This is a genomic window from Actinomadura luzonensis, assembly GCF_022664455.2.
GTDB lineage: Bacteria > Actinomycetota > Actinomycetes > Streptosporangiales > Streptosporangiaceae > Nonomuraea > Nonomuraea luzonensis.
Window position 1 is genome coordinate 3,017,975 of sequence record NZ_JAKRKC020000002.1, and the last position, 17,182, is coordinate 3,035,156.

The 17,182-nt window shown below is 74.9% G+C and carries 14 protein-coding genes, 1 pseudogene and 1 riboswitch; all 15 genes and pseudogenes read left to right on the plus strand.

Translation table 11 applies throughout. The features are described 5' to 3' along the window. The first annotated feature begins 275 nt into the window (after positions 1 to 275). The 15 genes and pseudogenes from mihF (at position 276) to ribD (ending at position 17,179) form a co-directional block, all read left to right on the plus strand. Positions 276 to 599: an integration host factor, actinobacterial type gene (gene mihF, locus MF672_RS44400; protein WP_020541698.1), complete on the plus strand. Its 324-nt coding sequence runs from the start codon at positions 276 to 278 to the stop codon at positions 597 to 599. A gap of 116 nt (positions 600 to 715) precedes the next feature. Beyond that, on the plus strand, positions 716 to 1,309 hold the full coding sequence (gene gmk / locus MF672_RS44405; RefSeq protein ID WP_242381202.1) for a guanylate kinase: 594 nt from the start codon (positions 716 to 718) through the stop codon (positions 1,307 to 1,309). A gap of 4 nt (positions 1,310 to 1,313) precedes the next feature. Then, positions 1,314 to 1,583 carry a DNA-directed RNA polymerase subunit omega gene (rpoZ, locus tag MF672_RS44410; RefSeq protein ID WP_242381185.1) on the plus strand — a complete coding sequence of 90 codons (270 nt, stop codon included), beginning with the start codon at positions 1,314 to 1,316 and terminating at the stop codon, positions 1,581 to 1,583. A 7-nt stretch (positions 1,584 to 1,590) separates the two neighbouring features. Continuing rightward, on the plus strand, positions 1,591 to 2,838 hold the full coding sequence (gene coaBC, locus MF672_RS44415; protein WP_242381184.1) for a bifunctional phosphopantothenoylcysteine decarboxylase/phosphopantothenate--cysteine ligase CoaBC: 1,248 nt from the start codon (positions 1,591 to 1,593) through the stop codon (positions 2,836 to 2,838). A 149-nt stretch (positions 2,839 to 2,987) separates the two neighbouring features. Further along, positions 2,988 to 3,311 (plus strand): hypothetical protein, encoded by a 324-nt coding sequence (locus MF672_RS44420; RefSeq protein WP_242381183.1) that lies wholly within the window; start codon positions 2,988 to 2,990, stop codon positions 3,309 to 3,311. 129 nt (positions 3,312 to 3,440) lie between these two features. Then, a complete protein-coding gene (gene metK, locus MF672_RS44425) occupies positions 3,441 to 4,628 on the plus strand; it encodes a methionine adenosyltransferase (protein WP_242381182.1) in 1,188 nt (395 codons plus the stop codon). 973 nt (positions 4,629 to 5,601) lie between these two features. Beyond that, positions 5,602 to 7,930: pseudogene (locus MF672_RS44430) on the plus strand (primosomal protein N'). Between the two features lie 49 nt (positions 7,931 to 7,979). After that, complete coding sequence (locus tag MF672_RS44435; protein ID WP_242382546.1) at positions 7,980 to 9,449, plus strand: hypothetical protein; 1,470 nt, start codon at positions 7,980 to 7,982, stop codon at positions 9,447 to 9,449. A 37-nt stretch (positions 9,450 to 9,486) separates the two neighbouring features. Further along, on the plus strand, positions 9,487 to 10,830 hold the full coding sequence (locus MF672_RS44440; RefSeq protein WP_242382550.1) for a hypothetical protein: 1,344 nt from the start codon (positions 9,487 to 9,489) through the stop codon (positions 10,828 to 10,830). Between the two features lie 30 nt (positions 10,831 to 10,860). Continuing rightward, positions 10,861 to 11,409, plus strand: coding sequence for a peptide deformylase (def, locus tag MF672_RS44445; protein WP_242382555.1), 549 nt, complete (start codon positions 10,861 to 10,863; stop codon positions 11,407 to 11,409). 5 nt (positions 11,410 to 11,414) lie between these two features. Beyond that, positions 11,415 to 12,341: a methionyl-tRNA formyltransferase gene (gene fmt, locus MF672_RS44450; RefSeq protein WP_242382565.1), complete on the plus strand. Its 927-nt coding sequence runs from the start codon at positions 11,415 to 11,417 to the stop codon at positions 12,339 to 12,341. 23 nt (positions 12,342 to 12,364) lie between these two features. Next, positions 12,365 to 14,008 (plus strand): RsmB/NOP family class I SAM-dependent RNA methyltransferase, encoded by a 1,644-nt coding sequence (locus tag MF672_RS44455; protein ID WP_242382566.1) that lies wholly within the window; start codon positions 12,365 to 12,367, stop codon positions 14,006 to 14,008. A gap of 91 nt (positions 14,009 to 14,099) precedes the next feature. Continuing rightward, positions 14,100 to 14,762, plus strand: a complete 663-nt coding sequence (gene rpe, locus MF672_RS44460; RefSeq protein WP_242382567.1) for a ribulose-phosphate 3-epimerase — start codon at positions 14,100 to 14,102, stop codon at positions 14,760 to 14,762. Positions 14,763 to 14,815: 53 nt separating this feature from the next. Continuing rightward, positions 14,816 to 15,625 (plus strand): oxygenase MpaB family protein, encoded by an 810-nt coding sequence (locus MF672_RS44465; protein ID WP_242382568.1) that lies wholly within the window; start codon positions 14,816 to 14,818, stop codon positions 15,623 to 15,625. A 65-nt stretch (positions 15,626 to 15,690) separates the two neighbouring features. Beyond that, positions 15,691 to 15,821, plus strand: a riboswitch (FMN riboswitch). A gap of 107 nt (positions 15,822 to 15,928) precedes the next feature. Beyond that, a complete protein-coding gene (gene ribD, locus MF672_RS44470) occupies positions 15,929 to 17,179 on the plus strand; it encodes a bifunctional diaminohydroxyphosphoribosylaminopyrimidine deaminase/5-amino-6-(5-phosphoribosylamino)uracil reductase RibD (protein WP_242382569.1) in 1,251 nt (416 codons plus the stop codon). The last annotated feature ends 3 nt before the right edge of the window (positions 17,180 to 17,182 follow it).

Below are 17,182 nucleotides of genomic sequence, written 5' to 3' on the forward strand. Positions count from 1 at the left end.
CGCGCCGGGTTTCGGACCAGGTGAGGGCCGGGTTTCGGACAACGGCCGACGATGGGAATGCGATCATCGTTGCGTTTCGCGACAGCGTCGCGAGCCGACGCGCGAACGCGGATGTGAGGGCGATTTGATCAGCGCTGGGTGATTTTACAGTCACGCAGAGTGATGAAGTGGATTTTGTGACGAGAGAAACCGCTCTTGGCGTTGCCTAGGGGGCGATGACCAGCTAGTTTCCCTTCCCGTCCGAGTACATCGACAGAAATTCGAGGTGACCCGGCGTGGCTCTTCCTCCCCTGACCCCTGAGCAGCGCGCCGCAGCCCTGGAAAAGGCTGCCAAGGCCCGTAAAGAGCGTGCCGAGGTCAAGAACCGGCTCAAGCATGGCGCGGTTTCTCTGGCTGAGGTGCTCAAGGATGGGCAGACCGACGACGTCATCGGCAAGATGAAGGTGTCGGCCTTGTTGGAATCGCTCCCCGGCGTGGGCAAGGTCCGCGCCAAGCAGCTCATGGAGCGGCTTGCCATCGCCGAGTCCCGTCGCGTACGGGGCCTCGGCGCGAACCAGAGGGCCTCCCTCGAGCGCGAGTTCGGTGGCAACGAGAGCTAATCTCTGTTCCACACGGAAACGCGGGTTCAACGGGGGGTAGGAACGTGACCGACAGGTCCTGGTCCGGCGATGCACATGCCCACGAGGCGGTCGGACCGGGGACGGAGGTCGAAGTCCTGCCCGGCAACGAACGGCGGCTGACGGTCCTGTCCGGGCCGTCGGGCGTCGGCAAGTCCACGGTCGTCGCCGAGCTCCGGCGGGCACACCCCGAGGTGTGGCTGTCGGTCTCGGTGACCACCAGGAGGCCCCGGCCCGGCGAGGCGCACGGGGTCCACTACTTCTTCGTCGACGGCGCCGAGTTCGACCGGCTGGTGGAGTCGGGCGAGCTGCTGGAGTGGGCGGAGTTCGCGGGCAACCGCTACGGCACGCCGCGCGAGCCGGTGCTGAAGAAGCTCGCCGACGGCGTCCCCACCCTGCTGGAGATCGACCTGGAGGGCGCCAGGCAGGTGCGCGGCACCATGCCGGACGCCCTGCTGGTGTTCCTGGCCCCCCCGAGCTGGGAGGAGCTGGAGAAGCGGCTGCGCGGCCGCGGCACCGAGCCCGAGGACGTCATCGCCCGCCGCCTGGAGGCGGGGCGCGTCGAGATGGCGGCCGAGCCCGAGTTCGACCTCACGCTGGTCAACACGAGCGTCCAGGACGTGTGCGACCGGCTGATAGCCTTGATGACTGACCCTCACGGGGTCAGGACATCCACCGAACGAGAGGTCTGACATCGTGGCAGGCACCGCTGCGGCCGCGGAGGGCATCACCAACCCGCCGATCGACGCGCTGCTCGACATCGTCGACAGCAAATACTCCCTGGTGATCATGGGCGCCAAGCGCGCGCGTCAGATCAACGCCTACTACTCCCAGCTCGGCGAGGGCCTGCTGGAGTACGTCGGGCCGCTGGTCGAGACGCACGCCCAGGAGAAGCCGCTGTCCATCGCGCTGCGCGAGGTCTCCGAGGGCCTGCTGACGGCGGAGCCCATCGAGGGCGCGGCCTGACCCCTCGATGAAGGTCGTCCTGGGCGTCAGCGGCGGCATCGCCGCGTACAAGGCGTGCGAGCTGCTGCGGCTGTTCACCGAGTCCGGGCACGAGGTGCGGGTCGTCCCGACCCGCGAGGCGCTGAAGTTCGTGGGCGCGCCCACCTGGGCCGCCCTGTCGGGCAACCCCGTGTCGGCCGAGGTGTGGGACGACGTGCACGAGGTGCCCCACGTCCGCATCGGCAAGTCGGCCGACCTCGTCGTGGTGGCCCCGGCCACCGCCGACCTGCTCGCCAAGGCGGCCCACGGGCTGGCCGGCGACCTGCTCACCAACACGTTGCTCACCGCGACGTGCCCGGTCGTGTTCGCGCCCGCGATGCACACCGAGATGTGGCAGCACCCCGCCACCCGCGCCAACGTCGCCACGCTGCGCGAGCGCGGCGCGATCGTGCTCGACCCGGCCGTCGGGCGGCTCACCGGCGCCGACACCGGCCCCGGCCGGCTGCCCGACCCCGCCGAGATCTTCCAGGTCTGCCTGCGCGTGCTGCGCGGCAGGCCGCTCGACCTGGCCGGGCGGCGGGTCGTGGTGTCCGCGGGCGGCACCCGCGAGGCGCTCGACCCGGTCCGCTACCTCGGCAACCGCTCCTCGGGGCTGCAGGGCTACGCGCTGGCCCGCACGGCGGCCGCCCGCGGCGCCGAGGTCACGCTGGTGGCCGCCAACGTCGCGCTGCCCGACCCCGCCGGGGCCACGGTCGTGCGGGTGGAGTCCGCGGCGGAGCTGCGCGAGGCGGTGCTCGCCGCGTCGGGCGAGGCCGACGTGGTCGTCATGGCCGCCGCGGTGGCCGACTTCCGGCCCGCGGCCCGGCACGACGCCAAGATCAAGAAGAGCGACGGCGAGCCCGAGCCGATCCGGCTGGCCAAGAACCCCGACATCCTCGCCGAGCTGGGCGAGCGCCGCCGCGCGGGCGCCTCCGGCTCAGGCGGCCCCGCCGGGTCTGCCGGCGCTGCCGGCCCCGGCGGCTCCGCCGGTCCCGCGGTCATCGTCGGGTTCGCCGCCGAGACCCACGACGTGCTCGCCAACGGTCAGGCGAAGCTGGCCCGCAAGCGCTGCGACCTGCTGGTGGTCAACCAGGTGGGGGAGGGGCGGGCCTTCGGCACCCCCGACAACGCGGCCACCGTGCTGGTGGCGGGCGGCGAGCCGGTCGAGGTGCCGCTCGGGCCCAAGGAGGACCTCGCCGACGCCGTCTGGGACCTGGTCGCCGCGCGACTCGCGTGACCCCTGTCACAAAAGTGGCGAAAACGTACAAAGCGTGTAAGACCGATTACTCGATCACCTGTTGCGACACTCCCGCCCGCCTGCGGATACTTGGGGCGAAGGGGGATGGAATGCCGTTGGGTTCTGCTGTCAGGGATCGGTGTAGGACGTTGCTCGGCGACCAGGGGGACATCCATTACGTGTTCCCCGCGCTCGCCACCGGCCCCGCGGGCACGGGGCACTTCCTCGTCGTCGTCACCGGGACGTCCATCGCGGTGCTCGCCACCAGGACGCTCAGGACCGACCGCCCCATCGGCGTCTACGCCGAGTTCCCCCGCCGCACCCGACTCGGCCCCATCCTGCCCGGCCCGGTCATCGAGCTGGGCACCATGGTGTTCGAGTTCGACGAGGAGTACGCCGCGGTGGTGGCCGCCGCCGACGCCGAGGCGTTCGCGCCCGAGACCCTGCCCCCCGACCCGCTGCCCGAACTGTGACGGCCGGCGGCGGGGACGGTTTCGCGACCCGGCACCCGGTAGGGCTAGACTTCGGCGAGGCCCCGGCGTGCGTCCCAATGCCCCGGGCCGTTGATACGTCAGCAGCCGCTGCATTGAGGAGCCACTGAGTTGTCACGTCGCCTGTTCACCTCCGAGTCGGTGACCGAGGGCCACCCGGACAAGATCGCCGACCAGATCAGTGACGCGATTCTCGACGCCATGCTCAAGGACGACCCCAAGAGCCGGGTCGCCGTCGAGACGATGATCACTACCGGCCAGGTCCACGTCGCAGGCGAGGTCACGACCGAGACCTACGTCGACATCCCCGGCGTCATCCGCGAGAAGATCCTGGAGATCGGCTACGACGCCTCCCACAAGGGCTTCGACGGCGCCTCGTGCGGGGTGTCGGTGTCCATCGGCGCCCAGTCGCCCGACATCGCCCAGGGCGTCGACGACGCCTACGAGCACCGCGTCGACGGCGACGGCGACGAGCTCGACCGCCAGGGCGCGGGCGACCAGGGCCTCATGTTCGGCTACGCCTGCCGCGAGACGCCCGAGCTGATGCCGCTGCCGATCACGCTCGCCCACCGCCTCGCCCAGCGCCTGTCGCAGGTCCGCAAGAACGGCACCGTCCCCTACCTGCGGCCCGACGGCAAGACCCAGGTCACCATCGAGTACGACGGCGACACGCCCGTCCGCCTCGACACCGTGGTCGTCTCGACGCAGCACGCCGCCGAGATCGACCTCAAGGAGATGCTGGCGCCCGACATCAAGGAGCACGTGGTCGACCCGGTGCTCGCCGAGCTCGAGCTCGACATCGAGGGCTACCGGCTGCTGGTCAACCCGACCGGCCGCTTCGAGATCGGCGGCCCGATGGGCGACGCCGGCCTCACCGGCCGCAAGATCATCATTGACACGTACGGCGGCATGGCCCGTCACGGCGGCGGCGCCTTCTCCGGCAAGGACCCGTCCAAGGTCGACCGCTCGGCCGCCTACGCCATGCGCTGGGTCGCCAAGAACGTCGTCGCGGCCGGGCTCGCCGACCGGTGCGAGGTGCAGGTGGCGTACGCGATCGGCAAGGCGCAGCCGGTCGGCCTGTTCGTCGAGTGCTTCGGCACCGAGAAGCTGCCGGTGGAGAAGATCCAGGACGCCGTGCTGCAGGTGTTCGACCTGCGTCCGGCGGCCATCATCCGCGACCTCGACCTGCTGCGGCCGATCTACTCCGAGACGGCGGCCTACGGGCACTTCGGGCGCGAGGGCTTCTCCTGGGAGTCGACGGACCGCGCCGAGTCCCTCCGCACCGCCGCCGGCCTCTGACCTGACCGGGTCGGCCCCGTCCGGCCGACCCGACTCCCGGGCCCATCCGACTCACCGGCCGCCCCTGCTCGCCGGTCCGATCCAGCTCGGTCGGCCACTCCCACGGTCGGCCGCTCGGACGGGTCGGCCACTCGGACGGGTCGGCCACTCCCACGGGTTGGCCGCTCGGACGGGTTGGCCACTTGGACGGGTTGGCCACTCCCACGGGTTGGTCGCTCGGACGCGTCGGCCGCTCGGACGCGCTGGCCTTTCCGGGGCCGCCACGTCGCCCGGCCGACCCGCCGCTGACGCGCTCAGGCGGCCGGGCGGATCGCACCGCCCGGCTCTGACCGGCTCGTGGGGGCGGGTCCTGCCGCATGCGTGGCGCCGCGGCCCCTCGGGCGAGCCGTGTCGTCGGTTGGCGCCGCGGCCTGCCGAGTACGCCATCTCGCCTGCCGGGCGGGGTGACGACGCTCGGCGGCGGGGCCGTCGGGGCGTATCTGGCCCGTGGCGGCCTGACGAGTACACCGGGTCGCCTGGCGGCGTGGTGGCTCGCCGGATGAAGTGCGTCGCCTGACTGCCTGGCGGCCTGTCGTGTGGGGCATGTCGCTTGGCGGTGTCGCGGTGCGTCGGGGCGAGTCGCGGTGCCTGAGGCGTCGCTGTTCGTGCGGCGGGGAGAGCCGGCCGGAGGGCAGGGCTGCTCGTCGCGACCGACCGGCTCTTCCGGAGGCGTCGCTGTCGTTCGCGGAGTCGGCGTCCGGGCGGGAAGCCGGTCGTCCGGGCGGACAGCCGGTCGTCCGGGCGGCGTCGCTTCCCGTGCGGTCCCTGACGACCTCGGCCCGTCCCTCAGGGCTCAGGGCTGGTGGCTGACGGCCTGGCAGGAGCGGGTTGTGCTGCCATGGGGCCGTCGACGCGCTGTGAGCTGCGCCGATCCCGGACGGCTCGATCCGGCGGCCGGGCCTGCGAGGGGAGCGGGGTCTGGTAGACGTTATGCGTGACCGACTCCGACGACGCCCTCCTGCCGCTCGACGCCGTGCGGCCCGCGGCCTCGTCGTCGGCGAAGGACGCCTCGCCGGCCAAGGACACCAGGGGCGCCGTCGTCCCCGCCCCCGCGCGTCCTGTCGCCAGGATCGCCGTGGACAGCCCCCTGCCCCACCTCGACCGCCCCTTCGACTACCTGGTGCCCGCCTCGATGCACGAGACGGCCGAGCCGGGCGTGCGGGTGCGGGTGCGGTTCGCGGGCAAGCTGGTGGACGGGTTCCTGCTGGACCGGGTGGACGAGAGCGACCACGAGGGCCGGCTGACCCCGCTGGAACGGGTGGTGTCCCCCGAGCGGGTCCTCACCCCTGAGGTCGCCGCCCTGGCGCGGGCGGTCGCCGACCGGTACGCGGGCACCCTCACCGACGTGCTCCGCCTCGCCGTCCCGCCCCGCCACGCCAAGGTGGAGGCGGAGCAGCCCAAGGAGGGGGCGGACGAGCCCGGGGAGGAGCCGGCCGGGGAGCCCGCGGGGAGCGCCTGGGACGACTACCCCGCCGGCCCGTCCTTCCTCGACGCCCTGCGCGACGGCAGGGCCCCGCGCGCCGTCTGGTCCGCCCTGCCCGGGGCCCGCGGCTGGGCCCGGCCGATGGCGGAGGCCGTCCGGGCGGCCCTGGACGGCGGCAGGGGAGCGGTCCTCGTGGTCCCCGACGGCAAGGACGTGGCGCTGGCCGACGCCGAGTTCGCCCGCGCCCTGGGCCCCGGCAGGCACGTGGCGCTGACCGCCGACCTCGGCCCCGCCGAGCGCTACCGGCGCTGGCTGAAGGTGCTGCGCGGCCAGGTGCGGGCTGTGGTCGGCACCCGGGCCGCGATGTTCGCGCCGGTGGCCGGGCTCGGCCTGGTGGCGATCTGGGACGACGGCGACGACCTGCACGCCGAGCGGCTGGCCCCGTACCCGCACGCCCGTGAGGTGCTGGGCCTGCGCGCCCACCGCACCGGCGCGGCCATGCTCATCGGCGGCTACGCCCGCACCGCCGAGGCCACCCAGCTCGTCGCCGGCGGCTGGGCGCGGCCCATCGTGGCGGCCCGCGCCACGCTCAGGAGCCTCGCCCCCCGGGTGCGCCCGGTCGGCGAGGACGCCGAGCTGGCCAAGGACCAGGCCGCCCGCCAGGCCCGCCTGCCGAGCCTCGCCTGGCGCGCGCTGCGGCACGGGCTGGAGGGCGGCGGCCCGGTGCTGGTCCAGGTGCCGAGGCGCGGCTACCTGCCCGCCCTGGCCTGCCACCACTGCCGCACGCCGGCTCGCTGCGTCCTGCCGCCCACCCGCGCCGCCGCCCACCTCCTCGACGCCCCGACCGCCGGCACGACCGAGGACAGGCCGACCAAGGACAGGCCGACCAAGGGCGGGCCGACCAAGGGCGGGCCGACCAAGGACGGGCCGGTCCAAGGCGGGCCGGGAAAGGGCGGGCCGGCGGCGCTCACCATCCCCATGCCGGGCGCGCCCGGCGCACCCCTGCCGCCCGCCGGCGACTCGGCGTTCGGCGCGTTCGGGGCGGCCGGCGACGCCGCGCCGGTCGGCGCGCTCTGCCACGGGCCGCTCGCCCTGCGGGGCGGCCACGCCGCCCCCTACTGCCGCTGGTGCGGCCGGGTGGACGCGGCCTGGCGCTGCCCGAACTGCGGCAGCCCCGCCTGCGGGCCGTCGTCACCGGCGCCCGCCGCACCGCCGAGGCTGGGCCGGGCGTTCCCGTCGGTGCCGACGTGCGCACGTCCGGCCGCGACGGCGTGCTGGTGCCGCCGTGCCCGCCGCCCGCGCCCTGGTCGTCGCCACGCCCGGCGCCGAGCCGGTCGCCGAGGGCGGCTACGCGGCGGCCGTGCTGCTGGACGGCTGGGCGCTGCTCGGCCGGGCCGACCTGCGCGCCGCCGAGGAGGCCGTGCGCCGCTGGATGAACGCCGCCGCCCTGCTCCGCCCCGCCGCCGAGCTGGTGGTGCTGGCCGACGCCGCGTTGCCCGCCGTCCAGGCCCTCGTCCGCTGGGACCCCGTCACGCACGCCGAGCGCGAGCTGGCCGACCGGGCCGAGCTGGGCTTCCCGCCCGCCGTGCGGATGGCCACGCTCACCGGCCCGGCCGCCGCCGTCCGGCAGATGCTGGACGAGGCCCGCCTGCCGGACGACGCGCAGGTCCTCGGCCCGGTGCCGGTGGACGACGCGGGCCAGGAGCGGGCCATGGTCCGCGTCCGCAGGACGGGTGGGGCGGCGCTGGCGGCGGCGCTCAAGGGGGCCAGCGGGGTGCGCGCGGCGCGTAAGGCGCCGGATGTCGTGAGGGTGAGTGTCGACCCGCTCGACCTGATTTAGACCGTTTCCCCGATTCGCTCATCCGGGGGCCAGCCGTTAGCGTGCCCCTGTGTCGATCGAATGGGTGAACCAGGCCATCGACGACCTGCGCGCCTGGGGGCGCGCGCGGGAAGTCGAGGTGGACGCGGACGAGGTCCGCCTGCTCTGCGACTACGCCAGCGACTACCTCAACGTCAACGAACTCGGCGATTTCACGCCGGAAACCTTCGACGAGCTGCTTCTGTCCATCTACCCGCGCAAGGTCATCGCGCCTCCGGAGAGCGCCCCGGAGACCATCGCCGCGGCCCGCACCCTGGTCGCCTACCTCAGCGAGGCGGGCGCCGTCCCCGAGGAGCGGGCGGCCGCCATGCGCGAGCGCCTCACCGACATCGAGCCGCGCATGCCCGGCGCGCTCGCCGACACCTCCAACTTCGGCATGGCCAAGAGCCTGTTCAGCTCCATCGGCCCCGAATCGCTCGAACAGTCCGTCGCCATCCCGTCCGGCGAGGTGCCCGACCTCGGCGAGGCGCCCTGCGACTGCCCCGGCTGCACGCCGCTGCCCGCCGCCCGCCTGGCCCCGCGCGACGAGCTGACCGCGGCGCTCGCGGCCGTCCCCATGCTGCGCGAGCGGCCCCTGCCCGGCGCGGGCGAGCCGCTGCGCGAGTGGGCCGCCGTGGTCGCCGGCGTGCTCGAACGCGACCCGCGCGGCTCCGTCACCGGCTCCGCCGAGATCGACGAGGGCCTGTACGACCTGTTCGACATGCTCTACCGGCTCCAGGTACGGGTGCCGGTCGGCGTCATCGGCGACTACCTCGACGACCTGAGCGCCGACGGCGGGAGCGACCTCGACGCCGTGCTCGGCCGCCTGGCCTGGTACGGCCTGATCAAGGTCGAGGACGGCGAGGCCGAGCTCACCCCGCTGGCCGTCTGGGGCCTGCGCGAGCACTACCTGTCGCTCGGCCTCGACGCCCCCGAGGCGCCCGACCTGGCCGAGTCCGACGCGTTCGGGCTCATCCAGGGTCTGCTCGAAGGCGTGCCCGCCGAGCTGGCCGAGAGCGACATCGAGCGCTGGCTGAGCGGCCGCACGCCCGGCGAGGCCGCCGGCGAGCTGCTGTCGGCCGCCTCCGGCGCGCCCGCCGTGGCGCGCGGCATCGCCGTCACCATCGTCGACCGGCTCGGCGCCGAGGCCGAGCCCCAGGTGCGCGGCCACCTCGACGACGCCGAGCTGCGCCCCCACGTCATCCACTGGCTGGCCGCGCGCGGCCTGCCCGCCCCTCAGCTCACCCAGGACGAGCTGCTGTGGGTCAGCGTCGACATGCTCGCCCTGGCCATGCCGGCCGCCGAGGAGGACCCGGAGATCTTCGCCGAGAACATGGCGGCCTCCGGCCCGCCGGCGCATATGATCGAGGAGATGTGGCGGGTCGACCACCCCGACGTCGTCGAGGTCCTGGAGCTGCTGGGACGTTCCATCCCCGACGGCACGGTCGCCAAGGCCGCCCGCAAGGCGGCCTTCAAAGCCCGCTCCCGGGCCATCCGTTGAGTACGCTCCTGTGACTGCTGTGCAGTAAGTTTCGTGAGTGGCCAACAACGTCTTCGACCTCGCCGAGCTGCGCAAGCTGATCGATGAGCAGGCCGCCGTGCCCCCACGGCAGCCTGAGGCGGCTCCCGCTGAGGAGCACGAAGCGCTGACCTTCCCGCCGGTCCTGCTGGCGTCCGACGCCGAGCTGGCCCGGGCGGTGCCGTCGGTGCCGCTGGTCGCCGACGCGATCCGGCTCACCACCTGGACGGGCGAGCGCGCGGTCGGCGCCGACGGGCACCTGAGCGAGGCCGACGCCGCGGCCGCCGCCGCCCGGCTCGGCCTGAGCGCCGCCCGGCTGCGGCTGGTCTGGATCGTCGCCGTCAACACCGGCCTGCTGAAGATCGTGGCCGGGACGGCCTCCCGCGGGCCGCTGTCGATGCAGCTCACGGTCGAGGCCACGCTGGAGTTCTGGGACGGCGTGGTCATGGACGTCCTCGACCGCGCCGACGACGGCCTGACCGGCTCGGCGGTGGTCGACGGCCACCTCGCCGAGATGCTGGCCACGATCTACTCCGTGCGCTCCGGCGTCGCCACCGCCAACCTCGCCCGCGGCATCCTGCAGTCCCACGAGGTCGCCTGCGCCCCCGGCCCGGCCGAGATGCGCAGGCTGGCCGCCGCGCTGCCGGCCGAGCTGCTGGAGGCGCTGTCGCTGCTGACGTACTGCGGGCTGGTCGAGCAGACGCCCGCCGGGCGCACCGCGCTCACCCCGCTCGGGGTGTGGGCCGTCCGCCGCGACCTGCTGCGCGAGGGGCACGACGCGCCGACCAGCGAGGAGGTCGAGGTCTTCGCCGACCTGTCGGCGGCCGAGCTGGTCGAGGCGCTGGTCAAGGGCACGGCCACGCAGAGCGCCGTGGCGGGCTGGCTGGAGCGCCGCCCGCCCGAGGCGGCCGCCCGCGACCTCGTCGCGATCGCCGCCACCGGCACCGCCGGGCAGCGCGGCGCGGTCGGCGCCGTCCTGGAGGAGCTGGGGCCCGAGGCCGAGGCGCCCGTCCGCGAGGCGCTGGAGCAGCCCCTCGTGCGCCGCTACGCCGCGTCCTGGCTGCACATCCGCGACCTGCCGGCCCCGCCGCTCAGCCCCGACGACCACACCTGGCTCGCGGTCGACTCGCTGGCGGCCCTGCTGCACCTGTCCGGGCCGCACCTGTCCGGGCCCGCCGCCGCGCGCCTCGACCCGCCGGAGGACCTCGTCAGGCTCATCGGCGAGATGCCCGCCGTCGGCCACCCCGACACCCTCGCCGTGCTCGACCTGCTGGCCGGCCGGCACGGCGACCCGTCCGTGGCCAAGGCCGCCCGCAAGGCGGCGATGAAGGCGCGCTCGCTGGAGCACACTAAACTGGGCTGATCCCTCGCCCGACGAAACGGAGTTGACCCTTTGGCGATCCAGTCGATCCGGCTGTTCGGAGACCCGGTGCTGCGCACCCCGGCGGCCCCTGTCGTCGACTTCGACAAGGAGCTCCGCAAGCTGGTCAAAGACCTCACCGACACGATGATGGACGCGCCCGGCGCGGGCCTCGCGGCCCCGCAGATCGGCGTCGGCCTGCGGGTGTTCACTTACTACGTGGACGACCAGCTCGGCCACCTGATCAACCCCGACCTCGACCTGTCGTCCGAGCTGGACGAGGAGGGCGAGGAGGGCTGCCTGTCCTTCCCCGGCCTGTCGTTCCCGACGCCGCGCGCCGTCCGCGCCGTGGCCAAGGGCTTCGACATGCACGGCGAGCCGGTCACGCTGGAGGGCACCGACCTCATGGCGCGCTGCTTCCAGCACGAGACCGACCACCTCGACGGCATCCTGTTCATCGACCGCATGGACCCCAAGCAGCGCAAGCTCGCGATGAAGGCGGTCCGCGAGGCCGAGTGGAGCGGGCTCGCCGCGCCCGTCGTCAAGTTCTCGCCGCACGCGACCGGCGGAAAGGCGCTCTGACAAGCATGCGTCTGGTCTTCGCGGGCACGCCCGGCACTGCGCTGCCGTCGCTGCGCACCCTGATCGACTCGCCCCGGCACGAGGTGGTGGCCGTCGTCACCCGCCCCGACGCGCAGTCCGGGCGGGGGCGCAAGGTGCACCCGTCGCCGGTGGCCGAGCTCGCCGAGGAGGCGGGCATCGAGGTGCTGCGCCCGCAGAAGGCCGGCGATCCCGCCTTCCTCGACCGGCTCCGCGCGCTGGAGCCCGACTGCTGCCCCGTGGTCGCCTACGGCGCGCTGCTGCCGCAGTCCGCGCTCGACGTGCCCCGGCACGGCTGGATCAACCTGCACTTCTCGATCCTGCCCGCCTGGCGCGGCGCGGCGCCCGTCCAGCACGCCGTGCTGCACGGCGACGAGATCACCGGCGCGACGACGTTCCGGATCGTCAAGGAGCTCGACGCCGGGCCCGTCTACGGCGTCGTCACCGAGGAGATCCGGCCCGGCGACACCAGCGGCGAGCTGCTGGAGCGGCTGTCGGTGTCCGGGGCCGGGCTGCTGGCCGCCACGCTCGACGGCGTCGAGGACGGCACGCTGGAGGCGCGGCCGCAGCCCGCCGACGGCGTCACCCTCGCCCCCAAGATCAACGTCGCCGACGCGCGGGTCGTCTGGGCCAGGCCCGCCATGCACGTCGACCGCCTCGTCCGGGCCTGCACCCCCAATCCGGGGGCGTGGGCCGAGTTCCGGGGCCAGCGGGTCAAGCTCGGCCCGGTCCGCATCGTGCCGGGGGAGCGCCTCGGCCCCGGCGAGGTCGCCGCCGACAAGACGCGGGTGCTCGTCGGCACCGCCACGGACGCGGTCGAGCTGGGCGAGGTGCAGCCGCAGGGCAAGCGGCTGATGAGCGCCGTCGAGTGGGCTCGGGGAGTCCGCCCGGAGGGCAAAGAGATCTTCGAGTGACCCGGCGGGGGAAGTCTGACGGCATGAGCACCAGGGGCGAGCACCAGGACGGCGCGGGCGGCCCGCGCGGCACCGCGCGCGGCGCGGGCGACGGCCGTGGCACTGCGCGCGGCGCGGGCGACGGCCGTGGCACCGGTAGTAGCACCGGCACCGGCACCGGCGGCGGTTCGGGGCGGAGGCGGCCCGGGCAGGGGCGGCCCGGGCAGGGGCGCGGGGGGCCGCGGATCCCGCGCGACGAGGCCAGGCTCGCCGCGTTCGACGTCCTGCGCGCCGTCGACGAACGCGACTCCTACGCCAACCTGCTCCTCCCGCGCCTCCTGCGCGAACGCGGCATCAAGGGCCGCGACGCCGCCCTCGCCACCGAGCTGGCGTACGGGACGCTGCGCGGGCTCGGCACCTACGACGCGATCATCGAGGTCTGCAGCGACCGCGCGCCCGACCCCGCCGTGCGCGACGCGCTGCGCCTCGGCGCCCACCAGCTCCTGCGCATGCGCGTCCCGCCGCACGCCGCCGTCGGCACCACCGTCGACCTGGTACGCCTGCGCGTCGGCCCCGGCCCGGCGAAGTTCGCCAACGCCGTGCTGCGCAAGATCGCGTCCAGGACCGTGGAGGAGTGGCTGCCGATCGTCGCGCCCGACCCCGGCGCCGACCCGGTCGGCCACCTCGCCGTCGCCCACGCCCACCCGCGCTGGATCGTCTCCGCCTTCCGCGACGCGCTGGGCGGCGACGCCGAGCTGCCCGACCTGCTGGCCGCCGACAACGCCCGCCCCCTCGTCACCCTGGTCGCCCGGCCGGGGCGCAGCGACCTCGAGGAGCTGGCGGAGTACGGGGCCACGCCGGGCCGCTACTCCCCGTACGCCGCCTACCTGCCGGAGGGCGACCCCGGGCAGATCGAGGCCGTGGCGGAGACCCGCGCGGCCGTCCAGGACGAGGCGAGCCAGCTCGTCGCCCTCGCCCTGACCCGCGTCCCGATCACCGGCCACCCGGCCGGGAGCCTCGTCTCCCCGGACGGGACGCTCGGCGACGGCGCGACCAGGGCGCGCGCCTCCCGCGGCGACGAGGCCGTGGAGCGCTGGCTCGACATGTGCGCCGGCCCCGGCGGCAAGGCGGGCCTGCTGGACGCCGTCGCCGCCTACGGCGACGTCTCCGGCGGGCCGTCCGGGTTCCCCGGCGGGGCGCTGCTGCTGGCGGCCGACGTCCAGTACCACCGGGCGCGGCTGGTCTGGCAGACCACCCGGCGGGCGGCCGTCGTCACCGCCGACGGCACCGAGCCCGCCTGGCGTCCCGGCGTCTTCGACCGCGTCATGCTGGACGCGCCCTGCACCGGCCTCGGCGCGCTGCGACGCCGGCCCGAGGCCCGCTGGCGGCGCGACCCCGCGGGCATCGCCGAGCTGGGCAGGCTGCAGCGCCTGCTGCTCGGCGCCGCCCTGGACGCGGTCCGGCCCGGCGGCGTCGTCGCGTACGTCACCTGCTCGCCGCACCTCGCCGAGACCCGGGTCGTGGTGGGCGACGTCCTCGCCCGGCGCGCTGACGCCGAGCAGCTCGACGCGCGGGAGTACCTGCCCGAGGTGGACGGCCTCGGTGACGGGCCGCACGCCCAGTTCTGGCCGCACCGGCACGGCACCGACGCCATGTTCCTCGCCCTCCTCCGCAGACGCCCGTCCTGACCTCCCCGCCGGCGCGGCGGGGCGGCGTCCGGCGCGCTCGCCGGGGCGCGGGCCGTTCACCGTGACGGCGTTCACTAGACTGGGCGGAATCATGGCCGTACAGATCTCGCCCAGCATCCTCGCCGCCGACTTCGCCAGGCTCGCCGACGAGGCCGCCGCCGTGCCCAACGCCGACTGGCTGCACGTCGACGTCATGGACTACCACTTCGTGCCCAACCTGACCCTCGGGCTGCCCGTGGTCGAGGCGCTGCGCAAGGCGACCTCCACGCCGCTCGACTGCCATCTCATGATCGCCGACCCCGACCGGTGGGCCCCCCAGTACGCCGAGGCGGGCGCGGGCAGCGTCACCATCCACGCCGAGGCCGCCAAGGCGCCCGTCCGCACGCTGCGCGAGATCCGCGCGCAGGGCGCGCGGGCCGGGCTCGCGCTCAACCCGGCCACGCCGGTCGAGCCGTACGAGGACCTGCTGCCCGAGATCGACATGCTGCTGCTGATGACCGTCGAGCCGGGCTTCGGCGGGCAGAAGTTCCTCGACCTCGTGCTGCCGAAGATCCGCCGGGCGCGTGAGCTGGTGAGCCGGCACGGCGGCCGGATCTGGGTGCAGGTCGACGGCGGCGTGGACGCCGGGACGATCGGGCGCTGCGCCGAGGCGGGCGCCGACGTGTTCGTGGCGGGCAGCGCGGTCTACGGCGCCTCCGACCCGGTCGCGGCCGTCGACGAGCTGCGGGCCGCCGCCACTCGCGCCCGGGGCTGAGCCCGTCCCCCGGGCCGGCATGAACCATCCCCAAGCTGGGTAATTAATCACTTATGAGCGACCATGGCATCTTCGGCCCCGACTCGGTGACCTGGCGCGTGATGGGCGAGCCCATCCTCCTGGTCGGCGGCTTCCGGGCCCTGCTCATGCAGGGCCTGCACCCGCGCGCGATGCGCGGCGTGCTGCAGAACTCCGCGCTCATGGACCCGGCCGAGGCGTGGTCGCGCTTCCAGCGCACGACGGAGTTCGTCCGCGTCCGCACGTACGGCAGCACCGAGGAGGTCGAACGGGCCGGCCGCCGGGTCCGCAAGATCCACGCCAAGCTGACCGGCCACGACCCGGACACCGGGCTCACGTTCCGCCTCGACGACCCCGAGGCGCTGCGCTGGGTGCACGTCGGCGAGGTCGACTCCTACCTGTCGGTGGCCCGGCGGGCGGGCGTGCGGCTCAGCGACGCCGACGCCGACAGGTTCGTCGCCGAGTGGCGGCGCGCCGCCGAGGTCGTCGGGCTGAGCGCCGGCGACGTGCCCGGCTCGGTCGCCGAGCTGCGCGACTACATCCACGCCGAACGGCCGGGGCTGCGCTTCGTGCCGGAGGCCGCCCACCCGCTGCGCCTGTCGCTCAACGCGCCGCTGCCGCTCCTGCTGACCCCGCTCAAGCCCGCCCTGCCCGCGCTCACGCTGCTGGCCTTCGCCACGCTGCCGCGCTGGGCCAGGCGGCTGTACGGCCTGCCCGCCACGCCCGTCGGCGACCTGTGGGCGACCGCGACGCTGCGCACCCTGCACACCGGGCTCGGCCTGGTCCCGGCCCAGGTCCGCTACGCGCCGGCGGCGCGGCGGGCGCACCGGCTGATGGCCGCCTGAATCCGGGGGCGGGGGGCGGTCGCGTTCGGCGTTTCGGACATGGCACACTGAGAGAAGAAGAGAGCTAGCGTGCTCCGGGGTCGGTGAAACTCCGAACCGGCGGTGACAGTCCGCGACCCGGCCGATGCCATCGGCCGGTTGACCCGGTGGAATTCCGGGACCGACGGTTAAAGTCCGGATGGGAGGTAGCGCGCGAGGTGTCCGGTGTACCGCCGGGCGCCTTCTGTGGTGCATTGCGTGCACCACCGTAAAGTCCCCCGGGGCCCGCCGTGGCTTGGAGCTACTGGCGAGTAGGAGACCCGGGTGGAGGTACCCGAGCAGGCCCCGGAACGGGGCGCCGGGCCGAACGGCGCGCCGACGCCGGACGACACAGCGTCCAGCACCGCGCCCAACACCGCGTCCAACAGCACCGCGTCCGACGCTGGGCACATGGCGCGCGCCGTCGCGCTGGCCGCGCGCGGTCTCGGCACCACCAGCCCCAACCCGGTCGTCGGCTGCGTCGTGCTCGACGCGGGGGGCGCGGTCGCCGGCGAGGGCTTCCACGCGTACGCGGGCGGGCCGCACGCCGAGGTCGTGGCGCTGGCGCAGGCGGGGGAGCGGGCGAGGGGCGGCACCGCGTACGTGACGCTGGAGCCCTGCGACCACACCGGGCGGACCGGCCCGTGCAGCCGGGCGCTGCTCGACGCCGGGATCGCCCGGGTCGTGGTCGCCGTCGCCGACCCCAACCCGAAGGCGGCGGGCGGCGCGGCGCGGCTGCGGGCCGCCGGGGTCGCGGTGACCACCGGCGTGCTGGCGGCCGAGGCGGAGCGGGTCAACGAGGCGTGGCTCACGTACGCGCGGCTCGGCCGGGCGCACGTGACCTGGAAGTTCGCCGCCACGCTCGACGGCCGCTCGGCCGCCGAGGACGGCACCAGCCAGTGGATCACCTCCCCCGAGGCGCGGGCCGACGTGCACCGGCTGCGCGCGGCCGCCGACGCGATCGTCGCCGGGATCGGAACGGTCCTCGCCGACGACCCCCGCCTCACCGCCCGTCCCGCCGAAGCCCGTCCCGCCGAAGCCCGTCCGGCCGGAACCGGCTCCGCCGGGCCGCGCGACCGTGCGGCGAGGCGTGCGCCGCTGCGGGTCGTGGTCGACACCGACGCCCGCACGCCCCCCGGCGCCCGCGTGCTCGACGACCAGGCCCCCACCCTCGTCGCCGTCGCCGACGACGCCCCCGCCAGCCACCTCAAGGCCGACGTCCTGCGCCTGCCCCGCCACGGGTCCGGCCTCGACCTGGGCGCCCTGCTGACGGAGCTGGCCGCGCGCGAGGTCGTCGGCGTCTTCCTGGAGGGCGGCCCCACGCTCGCCGGCTCGTTCCTGCGCGCGGGCCTGATCGACCGCGTGGTGGCGTACGTGGCCCCCGCGCTGCTCGGCTCCGGCCGCGCTGCGCTCGGGCCGGCCGGGGCGGACACGATCAGCGCCATCCACCGCCTGACTTTTGACGAAATTTCCCCCATCGGGCCAGATGTCCGGCTGATTGCCCGGCCCGTCGCACAACCGAGCAGGGAGCAGTGATCG